This window comes from Streptomyces sp. NBC_01232 (assembly GCF_035989885.1).
Lineage (GTDB): Bacteria > Actinomycetota > Actinomycetes > Streptomycetales > Streptomycetaceae > Streptomyces.
In genome coordinates, this window is sequence record NZ_CP108518.1 from 2,070,588 (window position 1) to 2,087,227 (window position 16,640).

Genomic DNA, 16,640 nt, shown 5'->3' on the forward strand with positions numbered 1-16,640 from the left:
TACGCTCCCCGGATGGACGATCTGGCGCTGGTACGGGACCACACGGTGTACCGGTGCGTGATGGGCTCCCGGGCGTTCGGGCTGGCGACGGAGGCGAGCGACACCGACCTGCGCGGTGTCTACCTCGCCCCGACGCCGCTGTTCTGGCGGTTCGAGAAGCCCCCCACGCACGTGGAGGGACCGCGGGAGGAGCAGTTCTCCTGGGAGCTGGAGCGCTTCTGCGAACTGGCCCTGCGCGCCAACCCGAACATCCTGGAGTGCCTGCACTCCCCCCTGGTCGAGGAGGTCACCCCGGTCGGCGAGGAGCTGCTCTCGCTGCGCGGGGCCTTCCTCTCCCGCCGGGCCCACACCAGCTTCAGCCGGTACGCGGCCTCCCAGCGCGGCAAACTCGTCGCGGACGTCCGCGTCCACGGCGCCCCGCGCTGGAAGCACGCCATGCACCTGCTGCGCCTGCTGCTGTCCTGCCGCGACCTCCTGCGCACGGGCCGGCTGACCATCGACGCCGGACCGCACCGCGACCGCCTCCTCGCGGTCCGCCGCGGGGAGCTCACCTGGGAGGAGACCGACGCCTGGATGGCGCGCCTCCAGCAGGAGACGGAGACGGCCCTGGCATCCACCGTCCTGCCCGAGGAGCCGGACCACGCCCGGGTGCAGGACTTCCTGGTCCGCACCCGCCGCGCGTCGGCCGCGTAGAGCCCGTCGCCCGGCGTCAGTCGCGCAGCGTCCGCCGCCGTACGACGAACTCGTCGAGCGCGTCGTACGCCGAACCCTGCTCGGGCAGCGGGGAAGCGGCCTGCGCCGCATCCAGCACCACGTGCAGCGCCTCGAGGTCCTCCCGCACCCCGCCGAGGGCCGGGCCCTCGTAGGCCCCGTGCTCGGCGGCCGCCTTGGCCTCGATCAGGGCGGCGAGGTACGGGGGCGCCTCCGGCACCTCGGCCAGCAGGGTCGGCAGGTGGGCCTGCACCTCGGCCGAGCGCATGAGGTGGATGCCGGTGAGCAGCGCCCGGAACGCGTAGAGCAGCGGCTTGAGTTCGGCGGCCTTCTCGAAGAGCCTCCACTGGGTGCCGGCGAACCCCCGGTAGTGGTGGGCGTGGTGGGAGGTCAGCACCCCCGGGGACAGTGCGATCAGCTCCTCGTGCGCCGGTGTGGTGTGGACGACGAGCGGGGAGAGCAGCTGCTCCAGGACGTAGCCGTTGCGGTTCAGCATCAGGCGGACGAACTTGCGCAGATCGTGCGTGACCAGGTCCATCTCCACGTCGTCCCGGTCCCACATGCGCGTCCGGGTCTCCTCCGGCTCGCGCAGGCCGAGCAGGTCCCGGGCCGGGAGCAGGTGGGCGCCGCGCAGGTCGATGTCCGAGTCCCGGGAGGGGAATCCGTACAGATGCGCGCCGGAGACCGTGGCGAAGAGCAGCGGGTCGGGCTGCTCCGCCACGACGGCGGTCAGGTCGATACTCAGTGCGTCCAGCATGGATCAAGCATCCCAGGCGGCGCCGAAGGCCAGGAGTTCGTCCCGGTACTCGATGCGGCCCTCCCACTCGCGGGGCCAGACGTCGGCGCCGAGGTGGGCGCCGGCGAAGGCGCCGGCGAGGCAGGCGATGGAGTCGGAGTCGCCCCGCGTGCAGGCGGCCCGGCGCAGCGCGGCCAGCGGCTCGTCGGGGAAGAGCAGGAAGCACTGCAGGGCGGTGGCGAGGGCCTCCTCGGCGATCCAGCCGTCGCCCGTGGTCAGGCAGGGGTCGGTCTCCGGGGAGGGGGTCCGCAGGGCGTCCGCCAGGCGGTCGAGGACGGCGAGGCACTCGTCCCAGCCGCGCGCCATGAAGGACTCCGGGGAGGCGTCGGACGCGGTCCGCATCCAGAGGTCGCCGAGCCACCGCTCGTGGTAGCGGGTGCGGTTCTCCAGGGCGTACGAGCGCAGCAGTCCGACGAGCCCCGTCACCTCGGTGCCCTGCGCCAGGAGGTACACCGCCCGCGCGGTCAGGTCGGAGGCGGCGAGCGCCGTGGGGTGCCCGTGGGTGAGGGCGGACTGGAGCTGTGCGGCGCCGGCCCGCTCCTCCTCGGTCCAGTGGGGCACCAGCCCGACCGGGACCACGCGCATGTTGGCGCCGCAGCCCTTGGAACCCAGCTGGCTGGCGTCGCGCCAGTCCCGTTCGGGCAGGTCCAGGAGACTGCAGGCCTTGAGGCAGGTGTTCCCCGGCGCCCGGTTGTTCTCCGGGGAGTGGTACCAGTCGACGAACTCCTCCCGGACCGGCCGGGCCAGGCGCAGCGGGCCCACCGGGCCCCGCTCCGCCGCCGTGCGGATGCCGCGGGCCAGGGCGAGGGTCATCTGGGTGTCGTCCGTGACGATCGCCGGGCGCGGCAGGCTCATCCCGCGCCAGGGGCCGGTCTTGGCCAGGATGGAGGGCACGTCGTTGAACTCGGTCGGGAAGCCGAGGGCGTCGCCCAGGGCCAGGCCGATCATGGCGCCGGTCGCGGCTCGCTTGGTCATCGGGTGGATCCTTCCGGTCGGAGCAGGGGTGGGTGGAGGGAGGTCGCCGGGCCGGGCCGGTAGAGGGCGGCGGGCTTCCCGCGGCCGCCGGTCAGCCGGGCGGCGCCCGGGACGGCCTCGACGAAGCCCGGCGTCGCCAGGACCTTGCGGCGGAAGTTGGGGCGGTCGAGGGTGGTGCTCCAGACGGTCTCGTAGACGGACTGGAGCTCGCCGAGGGTGAATTCGGGCGGGCAGAAGCCGGTGGCCAGGCAGGTGTACTCCAGCTTGGCGCCGATCCGCTCCCGTGCGTCCGCCAGGATCACCGCGTGGTCGAAGGCCAGCTCCGAGACGTCTTCCACGGCCAGCCAGCGGGCGTGGGCCGCGTCCCCGCCACCTTCGGCCGCCGGCTCGGGCAGGTCCGGGACGAGGGCCGTGAAGGCCACCGAGACCACCCGCATCCTGGGGTCGCGGTCCGGCTCGCTGTAGGTGCGCAGCTGCTCGAGGTGGAGCGCCGCGACGAGCTGCTCCGACAGGCCGGTCTCCTCGGCCAGTTCGCGCCGGGCGGCGGTCTCGGCGGACTCCCGCGGCAGGACGAACCCGCCGGGCAGCGCCCAGGCCCCGGCGTACGGCTGCCGGCCGCGCCGGATCAGCAGCACGTGCAGGGCGCCGGCGCGCACCGTGAACACGGCCAGGTCGACGGTCACCGCGAACGGTTCGAAGGCATGGGGGTCATAGCCGGCGGTCATCGGTTCTCCGGGAGGGGGTCGGTGAAGTGCCAGCCCTCGGCCAGCAGCTCGTCCACGGCCGTCACGGCCGCCTCCAGCCTGGCCGTCCGGTCCCCGCGCACGAGGAGGAAACGCCTTCCGGTGCGCTCCAGTTCCTCCCGGAACCGCCCGGTCATCCAGGGCCGCAGCTGCGGGCCGTCCCGCAGTCCGTCGTCCTCGAAGGGCACGTCGGTGTGGTCGGTCAGCAGGTAGAGGTCCCGCCGGGTCAGGCCGGCGATCCGCTCGACCTCGTCGTTGCGGCCGCCCATGTACCGCTCGTGCCAGATCCCGGTCGCGAAGGAGTCGGTGTCGCAGAACAGCACGGGCGAGCCGAGCCGGGCCGCGTGCTCCTCGTCCGCGTCCTGGTGCCGGGCGATGAGCGGGAACTCCCCGGAGGTGAAGGACACGTCCGCCCAGGATGCCGCCGGGTCGGCGGCGCGGGCCGCCGCGAGCTTCTCCTCGCTGTACCGGCGCCCGTACTCGGCGACCCAGCCGGTCCTGGCCCAGACGCCGCCGCGCCGCCGGTAGTGGTCCGCCAGGGCCCGCGACAGCGTGGTGGTCCCGGTGGACTCCGCGCCGAGGACGACGACCCGCCGGGCCAGCGCGGCGCGTACGGCCGGGCCGAGGAAGTCCCAGGAGCCGGCCGGGTCGTTGCGTACCGCCGTCCCGGAAACGGGGAACAGCGTCCGCTCCCGGTCCACGAGGACCTCCTCGGCGCCGAACCGGCGGGCGAGCTCGCTCCCGTACTCCTCTGAGGTGAAGACGGCGTCCACCCGCCCGGGGACCGCGCCGCGGAAGACGGCCATGTGCGCCTCCCAGATGTCCGGGTCGTGCAGGTCGACCGGTATGTCGTCGACCGCGCCGACGACCTCGGCCCCGGGGTGCGCTTCGCGCATCCATGCGACGCGGTCTGCGAGCGGGACCGACTCGACGGAGGCCGCGCACACCAGAACGGTCAGCCGCTCGCACTGGTCCTGGGCGGTGCGCACGAGGTGGTGGTGGCCGGCGTGCGGCGGGTAGAACTTGCCGAGGACCAGGCCGTGCCCGTGGCGCCTCATGCCGTCGCCTCCGCCGCCGTACGGGCGTCCCGCGCGGGCAGCGTGCGGCGCCAGCCGAGGAGTCCGACCACGCAGAGGGCGAGGAAGCCCACGTAGAGCGCGGAGGTCAGGTAGAGCCCCTTGTGCGCGTAGAGCGGGATGTAGATGAGGTCGGCCGCGATCCACAGCCACCAGGACTCGACGAGCTTGCGGCACTGTCCGTAGGTGGCGACGAGCGAGAGCCCGGTGGTGGCCGCGTCCCAGAAGGGGACGGTGGAGTCGGTGGCGCTGCTCAGCAGCAGGGTGAGCGCGAGCACCCCCACCGCCCCCGCCGCCGCGAGAGCGGCCCATTCGGTGCGCGTGGTGCGGCGCACCGGCAGGGCCTCGGCGGTTCCTGGTCCACCCCCGTGGGTCCAGGACCACCAGCCGTAGGCGGCGAGGGCGATGAAGACGATCTGGAGCCCGGCGTCGGCGTAGAGGCCGGCCTGGGCGAAGAGCACGATGAAGAAGACGTTGTTGGCGATGCCGATCGGCCAGTTGGCGACGTGCTGCCGGGCGACCAGCCAGACGCACAGGGCGCCGGTGGCGAATCCGAGCACCTCGGTCCAGTTCATGGTCCAGCTCATGCCGACCCCCCTCACTCCGTTTAATGGTCAGATTGACTATAAACAGGGTTGGGGGTCCCCGACAAGCCGATAACGGCCCGGCAAGCAGAAAACCCGCGGCGCCCTGGGGGCACCGCGGGTTTTCTGCGATCGGGCCGGCCGCCCGTGCGGCAGCCGGCCTGCGTACTGGAGCCTGCGTACTAGAGACCGACCTCGCGCATCAGCATGCCGACCTCGGTGTTCGTCAGGCGGCGCAGCCAGCCGGACTTCTGGTCGCCCAGCTCGATCGGGCCGAAGGAGGTCCGGACGAGCTTCTCGACCGGGAAGCCGGCCTCCGCCATCATGCGGCGGACGATGTGCTTGCGGCCCTCGTGGAGGGTGACCTCGACCAGGTAGTTCTTGCCGACCTGGTCGACGACGCGGAAGTGGTCGGCACGGGCGTAGCCGTCCTCCAGCTCGATGCCGTCCTTGAGCCGCTTGCCGATCTCGCGCGGCAGCGGGCCGGTGATGGCGGCCACGTACGTCTTCTTCACGCCGTACTTCGGGTGCGTGAGGCGGTGGGCCAGCTCACCGTGGTTGGTGAGCAGGATGATGCCCTCCGTCTCCGTGTCGAGCCGGCCGACGTGGAAGAGACGGGTCTCGCGGTTGGTGACGTAGTCGCCGAGGCACTGGCGGCCGTCCGGGTCCTCCATCGTGGAGACGACACCGGCCGGCTTGTTCAGCGCGAAGAACAGGTACGACTGGGTGGCGACGGTCAGGCCGTCCACCTTGATCTCGTCCTTCGGCAGGACGCGCTTGCCCTGCTCCAGCACGATCTCGCCGTTGACCTCGACGCGGGCCTGCTCGATGAGCTCCTCGCAGGCCCGGCGCGAACCCATGCCGGCGCGGGCGAGCACCTTCTGCAGACGCTCACCCTCCTCCTCGGCGCCCGGGAAGGTCTTCGGGGTCTTGATCACGGGCTTGTCGGCGTACCGGTCGCGCACGCGCTCCTCGATGCGCGCGTCCAGCTCGCGCGGGCGGGACTGGCCGCTACGGCTGCCCGGTCCGCTGCGCGGGCCGCCGGCGCCGCCGATGCCGGGGGTCCTGGAGGTCCGGGGACCGCCCTTGGCGCCACCGCGCGCGGCAGCGCCGCGGGCACCGCCGCCGCCCGCCTTGGGGCCGCTGCGGCCGCTGCGCTCGCCCTCGGGGCCCACGTCGTAGCGGCGCTCCTCGGGACGCGGGTTGCGGATGCGGGGGGCCGGCTGGTCACGGTCGCGCGAGTCGGAGCCGCCCTGGTAGCCGCCGCCGGAGCTGCCGCCGCGCGAGCCACCGCCCTGGTAGCCACCGCCCGAGCTGCCGCCGCGCGAGCCACCGCCCTGGTAGCCACCGCCCGAGCTGCCGCCGCGCGAGCCACCGCCCTGGTAGCCACCGCCCGAGCTGCCGCCGCGCGAGCCACCGCCCGAGCTACCGCCGCGGGAGCCGCCGCCGGAGCCGCTGCCGCTCCCGCGGTAGCCACCGCCGCCGCTGGAGGAGCCGCCGCGGGAGTTACCGCGCCCGCCGCCACCGCCGCCGCCGCTGTTCCTGTTGCCGCCACCGTTGCCGTTGCCGCTGCTTCGCATCAAAGTTCCGTCGTCTTGTCGTCGTCTGCATCTGTGTCCGGTGCGTCCGGATCGAACGACGGAACACCTTCCTGCGTCTCGGCTTCGATCGCCTCCGCCTCCGGGAGGAAGGGCGCGAGCTCCGGGAGCTCGTCAAGGCCGCGCAGGCCCATCCGCTCCAAAAAGTGGTTCGTCGTCCTGTACAGGATCGCACCTGTTTCGGGTTCCGTCCCCGCCTCCTCCACCAGACCCCGCTGGAGGAGGGTCCTCATGACCCCGTCGCAGTTGACTCCGCGCACGGCCGAGACCCGCGATCGGCTGACCGGCTGGCGGTACGCGACGACCGCCAGGGTCTCCAGCGCCGCCTGGGTGAGCCGGGCCTGCTGGCCGTCCAGGACGAAGCCCTCCACGGCCGGCGCGTACTGCGCCCGGGTGTAGAACCGCCAGCCCCCGGCCACGAGCCTCAGCTCGAAGCCCCGGCTCGCGGCCGTGTACTCGTCGGCGAGCTCCCTCAGCGCCTGCGCCACCTCGCGCGGGGTGCGCTCCAGCACCTTGGCCAGGTGCGCCTCGGTGGCCGGCTCGTCCACGACCATGAGTACGGCCTCCAGGGCCGGCTTCAGCTCGAGCGCGGCCACCGCGCTCACGTCGCTGCTCAATCCTTCGCCTCCACGATCTGGTCGAACTCGTCGGTCACGGTCGGCATGCCGTCGCCGTCCCCGCCGCTCCAGCGCACGGTGAGGGTCTGCAGGGCCTCCTCCTGGTCGAGGGCGACCGCCTTCTCCCGGTAGAGCTCCAGCAGGGCCAGGAAGCGCGCGACGACGGTGAGAGTGTCCCCGGCGTCCTCGGTGAGCTCCTGGAAAGTGGCCTCGCCGCGGGTCTTCAGCATCCGCACCACGAGCCCGGCCTGCTCGCGCACGCTGACGAGGGGGGCGTGGATGTGGTCCACGTAGACCTGGGGCCTGGCCTTGGGCTGCATGGCCTTCACGGCGAGCCGGGCGAACCCCTCCGGCCCGATGCTGATGACCACCTCGGGCAGCAGGTCGGCGTGGTGCGGCTCCAGCCCCACCGTCCGCGGGTACCGCCTGCCCTCGGCCTCCGCGCGCCGCTCGAGGATCTCGGCGATCTGCTTGTAGGCGCGGTACTGGAGCAGGCGGGCGAAGAGCAGGTCCCTCGCCTCCAGCAGCGCCAGGTCCGCCTCGTCCTCGACCTCGGCGACCGGCAGCAGCCGGGCGGCCTTCAGGTCGAGCAGGGTGGCGGCGACGACGAGGAACTCGGTCATCTGGTCGAGGTCCCAGTCGGGGCCCATGGACCGGATGTGGGCCATGAACTCGTCGGTGACCTTGGACAGCGCGACCTCGGTGACGTCGAGCTTGTGCCGCGAGATCAGCTGGAGCAGCAGGTCGAAGGGGCCCTCGAAGTTGGCGAGCCGCAGGGTGAAGCGGCCGTCGCCGCCCGCGGGGCTCGTGCCGTCCGGGCCCACGGCCGTCGCGGCCGCCGGGGAAGGGCCGGGCCCAGGCGGCTCCTGCGGGCCGTCTGCGGGCTTGGGGGAACGTTCCGGCTCGGTACCGCCCGCCGCCGGCGCGGGGCTCTCAGCGGGCGCCTCAGGGGCTTCGGAGGTCTCGGGGACCTCGTGGACCTCGGTGGTTTCGGGGACCTCCGGGGCTCCGGGGACGTCAGGGGTTCCGGGGGCCTCGGACGCCTGCGGGCCTTCGGGGGCTCCGGCGCCTTCGCGGTCCGCTCCCGCGTCGCCTGCGTCCGGTCGCCGGTCCGGGTCGGGGGCGCCGGGGCCGCGCCCCAGGACGCGCCGGGTCGGTCGGCCGGGTTCGGCGGGGAGGGGCATCGATGTCCAGGAGGTGCATGGGGGCGGCGTGGAGGGCCGGGCGCCGTGGCCGCGGCCACCAGCAGCCTACGGGCTTCCCCACGCTCCCCGGCGGATCACCGCCCGGCACGGCGCCGCACGCCTGACCGGCGCTCCCCCGCCCGTAACGAACCCCGTGCGGGCGGCTCCCGGCGACGGGGCGAGGTACCGGGAGAGCCGGGCCGTAGAGCGCCCGGAGGCCGGTCGGCGGGCCGACGGCCGCCGGTCCCGGCTCCCGGAGGGCGCACCGCGGGCCGAGCGGCGGCGCGGGTGCGGTCCGGACGGGGCCGGCACCGGGAAGGCGGGCCCGCAGGGCGGTCAGCGGCCGCGCAGGCGCCGTACGAGGATGCTCGCGTCGCCGCGGGATTCGAGATCGGCGAGAACCACCGCCACCGCCTCGCGGACGATGCGGCCCCGGTCCACCGCCAGCCCGTGCTCTCCGCGCAGCACCAGCCGCGCGTGTTCCAGGTCCATGAGCTCCTCGGCGGAGACGTAGACCGTGATCTTCTCGTCGTGCCGCTCGCGGCCGCTGGGGCGCCGGTTCGCGCCCCGGCCCTGCCCCTTGCCCCGGCGGCCCGCGCCGGCCGGGGCCGGGCCCACGCCGCCGGCCGGACCGGCAGAACCTTCCTGCGGTCGCCGCGGCTGCCCGACGACGGGCCCGCCGGACTCCGCGGCGGCCGCGGCCTCCCGGCCGCGACCGTCACTCGCCGTGCCCTCGGCCGAAGTGGCCGAGTGTTCCGCGGCGGGCGTCTCGTCGACGCCGCGCCGCGGCGAGGACGACTGGAGCGCCATCCCCCCGGTCGTACGGAACAGTTCGTCGGCTCCGGGCAGACTCACTCGGCGTGACACCGGGCGAGCACCTCCCTGGCCAGCTGGCGGTAGGCGGCGGCGCCGACGGAGTTGGACGCGTACGTCGTGATCGGCTCACCGGCGACCGTGGTCTCCGGGAAGCGCACCGTGCGGCCGATGACCGTGTGGTAGACGTGGTCGTCGAAGGCCTCGACGACGCGCGCCAGCACCTCACGGCTGTGCACCGTGCGGGAGTCGTACATCGTGGCGAGGATGCCGTCGAGCTCCAGCTCCGGGTTGAGCCGCTCCTGCACCTTCTCGATGGTCTCGGTCAGCAGCGCCACGCCGCGCAGTGCGAAGAACTCGCACTCCAGCGGGACGATGACCTTGTGAGCCGCCGTCAGGGCGTTCACGGTCAGCAGACCCAGCGAGGGCTGACAGTCGATCACGATGTAGTCGTAGTCGGCCATCAGGGGCTTCAGGGCCCGCTGCAGGGTCGACTCGCGCGCGACCTCGCTGACCAACTGCACTTCTGCAGCGGACAGGTCGATGTTGCTCGGCAGCAGGTCCATGTTGGGGACCGCCGTCTTCAGCAGCACCTCGTCGGCCGACATGCCCCGCTCCATGAGCAGGTTGTAGACCGTCAGGTCGAGTTCCATCGGGTTCACGCCGAGACCCACGGACAGCGCGCCCTGCGGGTCGAAGTCGACGAGCAGCACGCGGCGCCCGTACTCGGCGAGAGCGGCACCCAGGTTGATGGTCGACGTGGTCTTGCCCACGCCGCCCTTCTGGTTGCACATCGCGATGATCTTCGCCGGACCGTGGTCGGTCAGCGGACCCGGGATCGGGAAGTACGGGAGCGGGCGTCCGGTCGGGCCGATCCGCTCACGGCGCTGACGGGCAGCGTCGGGGGCGAGAGTGGCCGCGTACTCGGGGTCCGGTTCGTACTCCGCGTCGGGGTCGTAGAAGTGCCCCTCGGGCACATTGTCGTAGTCGGCGAAACCCACGGGCTTTTCGCCGCTCAGGTCGCCGGCCCTGGAGTTCACGTCTAGGCCGTCCATGCTCTTTTGGGGCGTCGTCATGTGCTGGTGGTTTGCGAAGGTGCGTACTGCGACGGAGCCGACAGCTTCGAGCCCGGTAGGGCCCTGGCCCCGCTCAGGCATCCCTGCTCGACCACCCCCAGGAGCAAATGTCGACTCATTCACAAGTCGTCTTACCTCCTCGGACGTGACCAGGACACTTATCGATAGGTCAGCGTGGCACCATGCCGACGGTTGGCGACTCTATGGCGTGTCACCACTCAGCGGCAACACAATCCGCCGGACCCGGCACGATGTGTCGGCAACCGAACACCGCTCTGTCAAGGGCGCACGAGCTGTCGCTGCGAAGTTTCGCGGGTGCGCGAAAGGGTTAAAGGGTTACGTTCGAGGCGAGTTGAGCGGGGTTGCGGGGCACCCCGCAAACGCGTCCGGCCGGACCTTGCGGGCAAGGTCCGGCCGGATACGTGAGATTGACGTCAGTCGTTGACGGATCAGCCGAGCAGCGTGCTCAGCTCAAGGGTCTCGAGGCCGTGGGCCTCGGCGACGGGACCGTAAACGACCTGGCCGTCATGGGTGTTGAGGCCCAGGCCGAGCGCGGGGTCACGACGCAGCGCCTCGACCCAGCCGAGGTTGGCGAGCTGCACGATGTAGGGCAGCGTCGCGTTCGTCAGCGCGTAGGTGGAGGTGTTCGGAACCGCGCCCGGCATGTTGGCGACGCAGTAGAAGACCGAGTTGTGGACCTGGAAGGTCGGCTCGGCGTGAGTGGTCGGACGGGAGTCCTCGAAGCACCCGCCCTGGTCGATCGCAATGTCGACAAGGACACTTCCGGGCTTCATCTTGGCGACGAGCTCGTTGGTGACCAGCTTCGGGGCCTTCGCACCCGGGATCAGGACGGCTCCGATGACGAGGTCGGCCTCGACGACGGCCTTCTCCAGCTCGAAGGCGTTGGAGACGATCGTCTTGATCTTCGTTCCGAAGATCTTGTCGGCCTCGCGGAGCTTGTTGATGTCGCGGTCGAGCAGGGTCACGTGGAAGCCCATGCCGATGGCGATCTGCGCGGCGTTCCAGCCGGAGACGCCGCCGCCGATGACGACGCACTCGCCGGCGTGGGTGCCGGGGACGCCGCCCGGGAGGACGCCGCGGCCGCCGGCCGAGCGCATCAGGTGGTAGGCGCCGACCTGCGGGGCCAGACGGCCCGCGACCTCGGACATCGGGGCGAGCAGCGGGAGCGCGCGGTTGGCGAGCTCGACCGTCTCGTAGGCGATGGCGGTGGTGCCGGACTCCAGCAGGGCGTCCGTGCACTCGCGGGAGGCCGCGAGGTGCAGGTAGGTGAAGAGCGTCTGGTCCTTGCGGAGGCGGTGGTACTCCTCCGCGATCGGCTCCTTGACCTTGAGCAGCAGGTCGGCGGTGGCCCAGACCTCGTCGGCGGTGCCGAGGATCTCGGCACCGGCCGAGACGTACTCGGCGTCCGTGATCGAGGAACCCACACCGGCGTTCTGCTCGACGAAGACCTGGTGGCCGTTGCGGACCAGCTCATGCACGCCGGCGGGCGTGATGGCGACCCGGAACTCGTTGTTCTTGACCTCGCGGGGGATGCCGACCTTCATCGTCGATCACGGTCCTTGGCTCAGGGGATTTACGGGGGCACTTCCATACATACCCGCCCACAAGAACGCGCAACGGGATGCACCACAGGATGACGTGGTGAAGCCAGTCTAATGAAGGACGACGCGCTGTCTAGCCTTGCAAAGCAATAATCTCAGTCGGAACCACTGCGGATTTCGCAGGCTGCGGGGTCATCTCCCAGCAATCTGTCGGCCGCGGACCGGTGCAGCCTGGCAGCCGCGGGGTCTCCCAGCCGGTCCAGCGTGTCGGCCAGCCTGACCTGCAGCGCGGCCTGAAGTCGCTGGTCCCCCGCCCGGCGTGCCAGCTCCACCGCCTCGCGGCAGGTGTGCAGCGATTCCTCGGGCCGGCCGGCGTACTCCTGGACCCGTGCCATCTCGCTCAACGCCTTTGCCTGACCGGGGACATCGGCCAGCTTCCGGTAGCCCGCGGCGGCCGCCCGCCAGCTGCGCAGCGCGTCCCCGTACCGCCCCGCGTAGGTGTGCACGTTCCCGAGACGCCCGTAGAGCCGGGCCTCGTCCGCGCGCTCGCCCCGCGCGAGGGCCTGGGACAGCGCCCGGCCGAACCAGTCGGAGGCCCGGTGCCAGTCCTCCAGCTCCTGGTAGGCGCCCCCTACGGATTCCATCGCGCGGCCCGTCGCGTACGGATCGTTCGCCGCCCGTCCGGCGTCCAGCGCGGCCCGGTAGCGCTCCAGCGCCTCCTGGGTCCGGCCGGTAGCGGCGTCCACGTCGGCCAGGTTCAGCAGAGCGGCGGCCTGCTCCCGGTGCAGGTTGCGGCGCTCGGCCACGTCCAGGACCAGGCGGTGCAGCCCGTACAGCTCGGGGGCGGCCTCGGCCGTGCCGCGGTGGTCCGCCAGCGCCCGCACGAGGGCTGCGACCAGCCTGCGGGCCAGGGTGTCCAGGTCCCCGTCGGCCACGGCCAGGGAGGCCGCCGCGTGGAGCGCGGGCAGCCGGGTGTCCAGCCAGGTGGCCGCGGCACGCCGGTCGGGGAAGCGCAGGGCGCGCGGCAGGCCGTCCAGCAGCTCGCGGAGGCCGTCGTCGACGGCGGCGTCGACCCCGGGCTCCCCGGGCTCGGCCATGGCCCGGCAGGAGTGCAGCAGCCGTACGGTGCGCTCCAGCATCCGGGCCCGGGCCAGCTGGACCTCGGCGGGGCGTTCCTTGGCCTCCAGCAGGGCCTGGAGCAGCGGTGCGAGGCAGCCGGGCAGCAGGAACAGGCCGTCGCGGGAGGGCCGGATCAGGCCCAGCCCGGCGAAATCGTCGAGCGTGGACTGGGCGGCGGCCACGGAGCAGCCAGCGAGGGCGGAGGCGGTGTGCGAGTCGACGATGCCCGCCGGGGCGAGCGGCAGCAGCCGCAGGGTGCGCTGGGCGGGCTGCGGCAGGGACTCGTAGACGAGCCGGAAGCCGCGGGCGAGCGGGCCGCCGGTGGTGGCGGGCATGTCGTGCAGCTGCTTGGCGACGTCGGCGACGGAGGCCTTGGGGTGGGCGGCGAGCCACCCGCCGACGAGGACGAGTGCGGCGGGCTGGCCCCCGCACTCCTCGGCGAGGGCCTCGGCGGCCCGGGGGTCCGCGGTGACGCGGGTGTCCCCGATGCGCTGCACGAGCAGTTCCACGGCGGAGGGGGTGTCGAGCCCGCCGAGGGTGCAGGGCCGGACGTCGGGGATGCCGGTGAGCGGCCCCTCGGCGGTGACCACGACGAGGCACTCGGGAGTGTCCGGCAGCAGGGCGTCCACCTGCTGCGGGTCGGCGGCGTCGTCCACCAGGATGATCACGCGTCGCCCGTCGAGGGCGGTCCGCAGGACGGAGCTCAGCTCGTCCTCGTCGGCCCCGGGCGGGGTGCACTGCCCCAGCCCCTCCAGCAGGCTCCGGACGGCCCGGTCGGTGGCCACGGCCTCCCCGCCGGGGGTCGCGAGCCGGGTGCGGAGCACTCCGTCGGGGTATTCCCCGGCGACCTCGCGCACGAAGGCCTCGGCGAGGGCCGTGCGTCCGGACCCGGGGCGCCCGGCGACGAGCAGCACCCGGGCCCGGGGCGCCTTGGCCTTGCGGCCGGAGAGGGTGTCGAGCCCGGTCCGTGCGATGTCCTCGCGCAGCTCCTTGAGCTCACGCCGCCGCCCGACGAAATCCGCCACGGATCCGCTCCTCTCCCTGCCACCGGATTGCGAGCGTAGTTCACGCAGAGCGACGACCCGTGTGGAGCGCGGCGGGCAAATCCCCCAATCGGATCAGCAGATGGACCTATTTTTCACGCACGGCCCACGGGACCCGGCCCGCGGGCCGGGTCACGCCTCGTACGGGCGGGCCGGCCAGGGGGCCAGGGCCGGACGCAGGGACTCGATGCCGCCCTCGGAGGCGAGGGCCGCGGAGAGGGCCAGTACGCCGGTCACCAGCCCCGGATTGCCCAGCTCGCCCGCCAGCACCCCGCGGACCAGGTCCGCGAGCGGAACACGGGCGATCTCCATGTCCGCCTCCTCGTCGGAGACCTCGTAACGGACGCCCTCGGCCTCCGCCAGGTTCTGTGCGAGAAAGACGCGGACGGCCTCGTCGGAGCCGCCGGGCGAGCTGAAGAAGTCGGCCAGTACCCGCCATTCGCCCGCCTTGGCGTGCGCCTCCTCGTACAGCTCCCGCTGGGCCGCGTGCAGCGGGTTCTCGCCGGGTACGTCCAGCAGCCCGGCCGGGAGCTCCCACAGCCGGTGCCGCACCGGGTGGCGGAACTGCTTGAGGACCAGCACCCGCTGCTCCTCGTCGAGGGCGAGGACGCACACCGAGCCCGGGTGCACCTGGTAGTCGCGGCGCACCACCGCGCTGTCGGGCATCCGGACCTGGTCCGACTTCACGGCCGTCTTCGCGCCCTCGAACGGGGTCCGTGAGGCGACCACCTCCCACGACTCCGGTGTGTCCACGATGTCGTTGTCCATGGCCATGGCCGATACCTTCCCCGAGAACGCGACAGCCGGGGCACGATTCGTGCCCCGGCTGTCTACGTTATGCGGTCAGGCGCTCACTTCGCGGACTGCTGCCGCTCCACGGCCGCCTTGACCAGGCCCGCGAACAGCGGGTGGGGGCGCGTCGGGCGCGAGCGCAGCTCCGGGTGGGCCTGGGTGGCCACCAGGTAGGGGTGCACCTCGCGCGGGTACTCGACGTACTCCACGAGCTTGTTGTCCGGAGAGGTGCCGGAGAAGACGATGCCGGCCTTCTTCTCCAGCTCGCCGCGGTAGGCGTTGTTGACCTCGTAGCGGTGGCGGTGGCGCTCGTCCACGTACGCCTGGTCGCCGTAGACCTCGCGCACGATGGAGCCCTCGGCGAGCTTCGCCGGGTACATGCCCAGACGCATGGTGCCGCCCAGGTCGCCCGCGCCCTCGACGAAGGCCAGCTGCTCCTCCATGGTCGAGATGACCGGGTGCGGGGTGGAGGCGTCGAACTCGGTGGAGTTGGCGTCCTCGATGCCCGCGAGGTTGCGCGCGGCCTCGATGACCACGCACTGCAGGCCCAGGCACAGGCCGAGCAGCGGGATCCTGTTCTCGCGGGCGTAGGTGATCGCGCCGACCTTGCCGTTGACGCCGCGGTCGCCGAAGCCGCCGGGCACGCAGATCGCGTCCACGTCGCCGAGCACCGCAGCCGCGCCGTCCGGGGTCTTGCAGTCGTCGGAGGTGACCCACTTGATCTGGACCCGGGCCTTGTTGGCGAAACCGCCGGCGCGCAGCGCCTCGGTCACCGACAGGTAGGCGTCGGGCAGGTCGATGTACTTGCCGACGAGCGCGACCTTGACCTCGTGGTCGGGGTTGTGGACCCGGTCGAGCAGGTCCTCCCAGACCCTCCAGTCCACGTCGCGGAAGGGCAGGTCGAGCTTGCGCACGACGTACGCGTCCAGGCCCTCGGTGTGCAGCACCTTCGGGATGTCGTAGATCGACTTGGCGTCGATGGCCGCGACCACGGCTGCCTCGTCCACGTCGCACATCAGCGAGATCTTGCGCTTGATGGAGGTGGGGACGTCGCGGTCGGCGCGCAGCACGATGGCGTCGGGCTGGATACCGATGTTGCGCAGGGCCGCGACCGAGTGCTGGGTCGGCTTGGTCTTGAGCTCACCGGAGGGGCCGATGTAGGGGAGCAGCGAGATGTGCACGACGAAGACGTTGTCGCGGCCGACCTCGTGGCGGACCTGGCGGACGGTCTCCAGGAACGGCAGCGACTCGATGTCGCCGACGGTGCCGCCGACCTCGGTGATGACGACGTCGACGTCCTCGGTCGCCATGCGGCGGATCCGGTGCTTGATCTCGTTGGTGATGTGCGGGATGACCTGCACGGTGTCACCGAGGTACTCGCCGCGGCGCTCCTTGGCGATGACGGTGTTGTAGACCTGGCCGGTGGTGACGTTGGCCGAGCCGTCGAGGTCGACGTCGAGGAAGCGCTCGTAGTGGCCGATGTCCAGGTCGGTCTCGGCGCCGTCGTTGGTGACGAACACCTCGCCGTGCTGGAACGGGTTCATCGTGCCGGGGTCGACGTTCAGGTACGGGTCGAGCTTCTGCATCGTGACCCGAAGACCGCGCGCCTTCAGCAGCGCACCCAGGCTGGAGGCCGTCAGGCCCTTGCCGAGGGAGGAAGCGACACCCCCGGTGACGAAGATGTGCTTGGTCGTCATGGATTTGGGCGGCATCGCCAAGAGGGGGCTCCCGTGGTCGCGAAGTGAGGTGCGTCCGGCGCCGGCCACCGTCGATCCGGAGGGGTCTCAGGGGGCGCCGAAGCTGCGGTTTCGGGGCTCCTGATTCGCACAGGCAGACCACCGGTCCACGGGGTACCAGCCTATCAGCGCCCGGGGCGGTCCGCCTCCGGGCACGCGGCGCGCACTCCGCGTCCGGGGGCGGGAGGGTGCGCCGGGGCGGCATACCCGCTGCT

At 72.4% G+C, this 16,640-nt stretch carries 15 protein-coding genes; 1 reads left to right on the forward strand and 14 read right to left on the reverse strand.

The window, feature by feature from the left end:
- Nucleotides 1–12: 12 nt before the first annotated feature.
- A complete protein-coding gene (locus OG444_RS09760) occupies nucleotides 13–693 on the forward strand; it encodes a nucleotidyltransferase domain-containing protein (RefSeq protein ID WP_327261787.1) in 681 nt (226 codons plus the stop codon).
- Nucleotides 694–709: 16 nt separating this feature from the next.
- Here OG444_RS09760 and OG444_RS09765 read toward each other — a convergent pair whose 3' ends face one another.
- From OG444_RS09765 to OG444_RS09830, 14 genes are all read right to left on the reverse strand, one after another.
- Nucleotides 710–1,468 (reverse strand): nucleotidyltransferase domain-containing protein, encoded by a 759-nt coding sequence (locus OG444_RS09765; protein WP_327261788.1) that lies wholly within the window; start codon nucleotides 1,466–1,468, stop codon nucleotides 710–712.
- A gap of 3 nt (nucleotides 1,469–1,471) precedes the next feature.
- On the reverse strand, nucleotides 1,472–2,482 hold the full coding sequence (locus OG444_RS09770) for an ADP-ribosylglycohydrolase family protein (protein ID WP_327261789.1): 1,011 nt from the start codon (nucleotides 2,480–2,482) through the stop codon (nucleotides 1,472–1,474).
- Nucleotides 2,479–3,207, reverse strand: a complete 729-nt coding sequence (locus tag OG444_RS09775; protein ID WP_327261790.1) for an NUDIX hydrolase — start codon at nucleotides 3,205–3,207, stop codon at nucleotides 2,479–2,481. The genes OG444_RS09770 and OG444_RS09775 overlap by 4 nt, the downstream gene beginning before the upstream one ends.
- On the reverse strand, nucleotides 3,204–4,283 hold the full coding sequence (locus OG444_RS09780; RefSeq protein WP_327261791.1) for an AAA family ATPase: 1,080 nt from the start codon (nucleotides 4,281–4,283) through the stop codon (nucleotides 3,204–3,206). The genes OG444_RS09775 and OG444_RS09780 overlap by 4 nt, the downstream gene beginning before the upstream one ends.
- On the reverse strand, nucleotides 4,280–4,888 hold the full coding sequence (gene pnuC, locus OG444_RS09785) for a nicotinamide riboside transporter PnuC (RefSeq protein ID WP_327261792.1): 609 nt from the start codon (nucleotides 4,886–4,888) through the stop codon (nucleotides 4,280–4,282). Before pnuC ends, OG444_RS09780 begins: the two co-directional genes overlap by 4 nt.
- Nucleotides 4,889–5,067: 179 nt before the next feature.
- Nucleotides 5,068–6,465, reverse strand: a complete 1,398-nt coding sequence (locus OG444_RS09790; RefSeq protein WP_327261793.1) for a pseudouridine synthase — start codon at nucleotides 6,463–6,465, stop codon at nucleotides 5,068–5,070.
- Entirely contained in the window at nucleotides 6,465–7,100 is a 636-nt protein-coding gene (scpB, locus tag OG444_RS09795) for an SMC-Scp complex subunit ScpB (RefSeq protein ID WP_327261794.1), read from the reverse strand. The genes OG444_RS09790 and scpB overlap by 1 nt, the downstream gene beginning before the upstream one ends.
- Complete coding sequence (locus tag OG444_RS09800) at nucleotides 7,097–8,284, reverse strand: segregation and condensation protein A (protein WP_327261795.1); 1,188 nt, start codon at nucleotides 8,282–8,284, stop codon at nucleotides 7,097–7,099. The genes scpB and OG444_RS09800 overlap by 4 nt, the downstream gene beginning before the upstream one ends.
- Nucleotides 8,285–8,620: 336 nt before the next feature.
- Nucleotides 8,621–9,151, reverse strand: a complete 531-nt coding sequence (locus tag OG444_RS09805; protein ID WP_327261796.1) for a hypothetical protein — start codon at nucleotides 9,149–9,151, stop codon at nucleotides 8,621–8,623.
- Nucleotides 9,136–10,254, reverse strand: a complete 1,119-nt coding sequence (locus OG444_RS09810) for a ParA family protein (RefSeq protein WP_078626630.1) — start codon at nucleotides 10,252–10,254, stop codon at nucleotides 9,136–9,138. Before OG444_RS09810 ends, OG444_RS09805 begins: the two co-directional genes overlap by 16 nt.
- Before the next feature lie 368 nt (nucleotides 10,255–10,622).
- Entirely contained in the window at nucleotides 10,623–11,738 is a 1,116-nt protein-coding gene (gene ald / locus OG444_RS09815; protein ID WP_215144608.1) for an alanine dehydrogenase, read from the reverse strand.
- Nucleotides 11,739–11,890: 152 nt separating this feature from the next.
- Nucleotides 11,891–13,879 carry a tetratricopeptide repeat protein gene (locus OG444_RS09820; RefSeq protein WP_327261797.1) on the reverse strand — a complete coding sequence of 663 codons (1,989 nt, stop codon included), beginning with the start codon at nucleotides 13,877–13,879 and terminating at the stop codon, nucleotides 11,891–11,893.
- Between the two features lie 150 nt (nucleotides 13,880–14,029).
- Nucleotides 14,030–14,665, reverse strand: a complete 636-nt coding sequence (locus OG444_RS09825; protein WP_327266707.1) for an NUDIX hydrolase — start codon at nucleotides 14,663–14,665, stop codon at nucleotides 14,030–14,032.
- An 83-nt stretch (nucleotides 14,666–14,748) separates the two neighbouring features.
- Nucleotides 14,749–16,401 (reverse strand): CTP synthase, encoded by a 1,653-nt coding sequence (locus OG444_RS09830; RefSeq protein ID WP_327261798.1) that lies wholly within the window; start codon nucleotides 16,399–16,401, stop codon nucleotides 14,749–14,751.
- Between the last annotated feature and the right edge of the window lie 239 nt (nucleotides 16,402–16,640).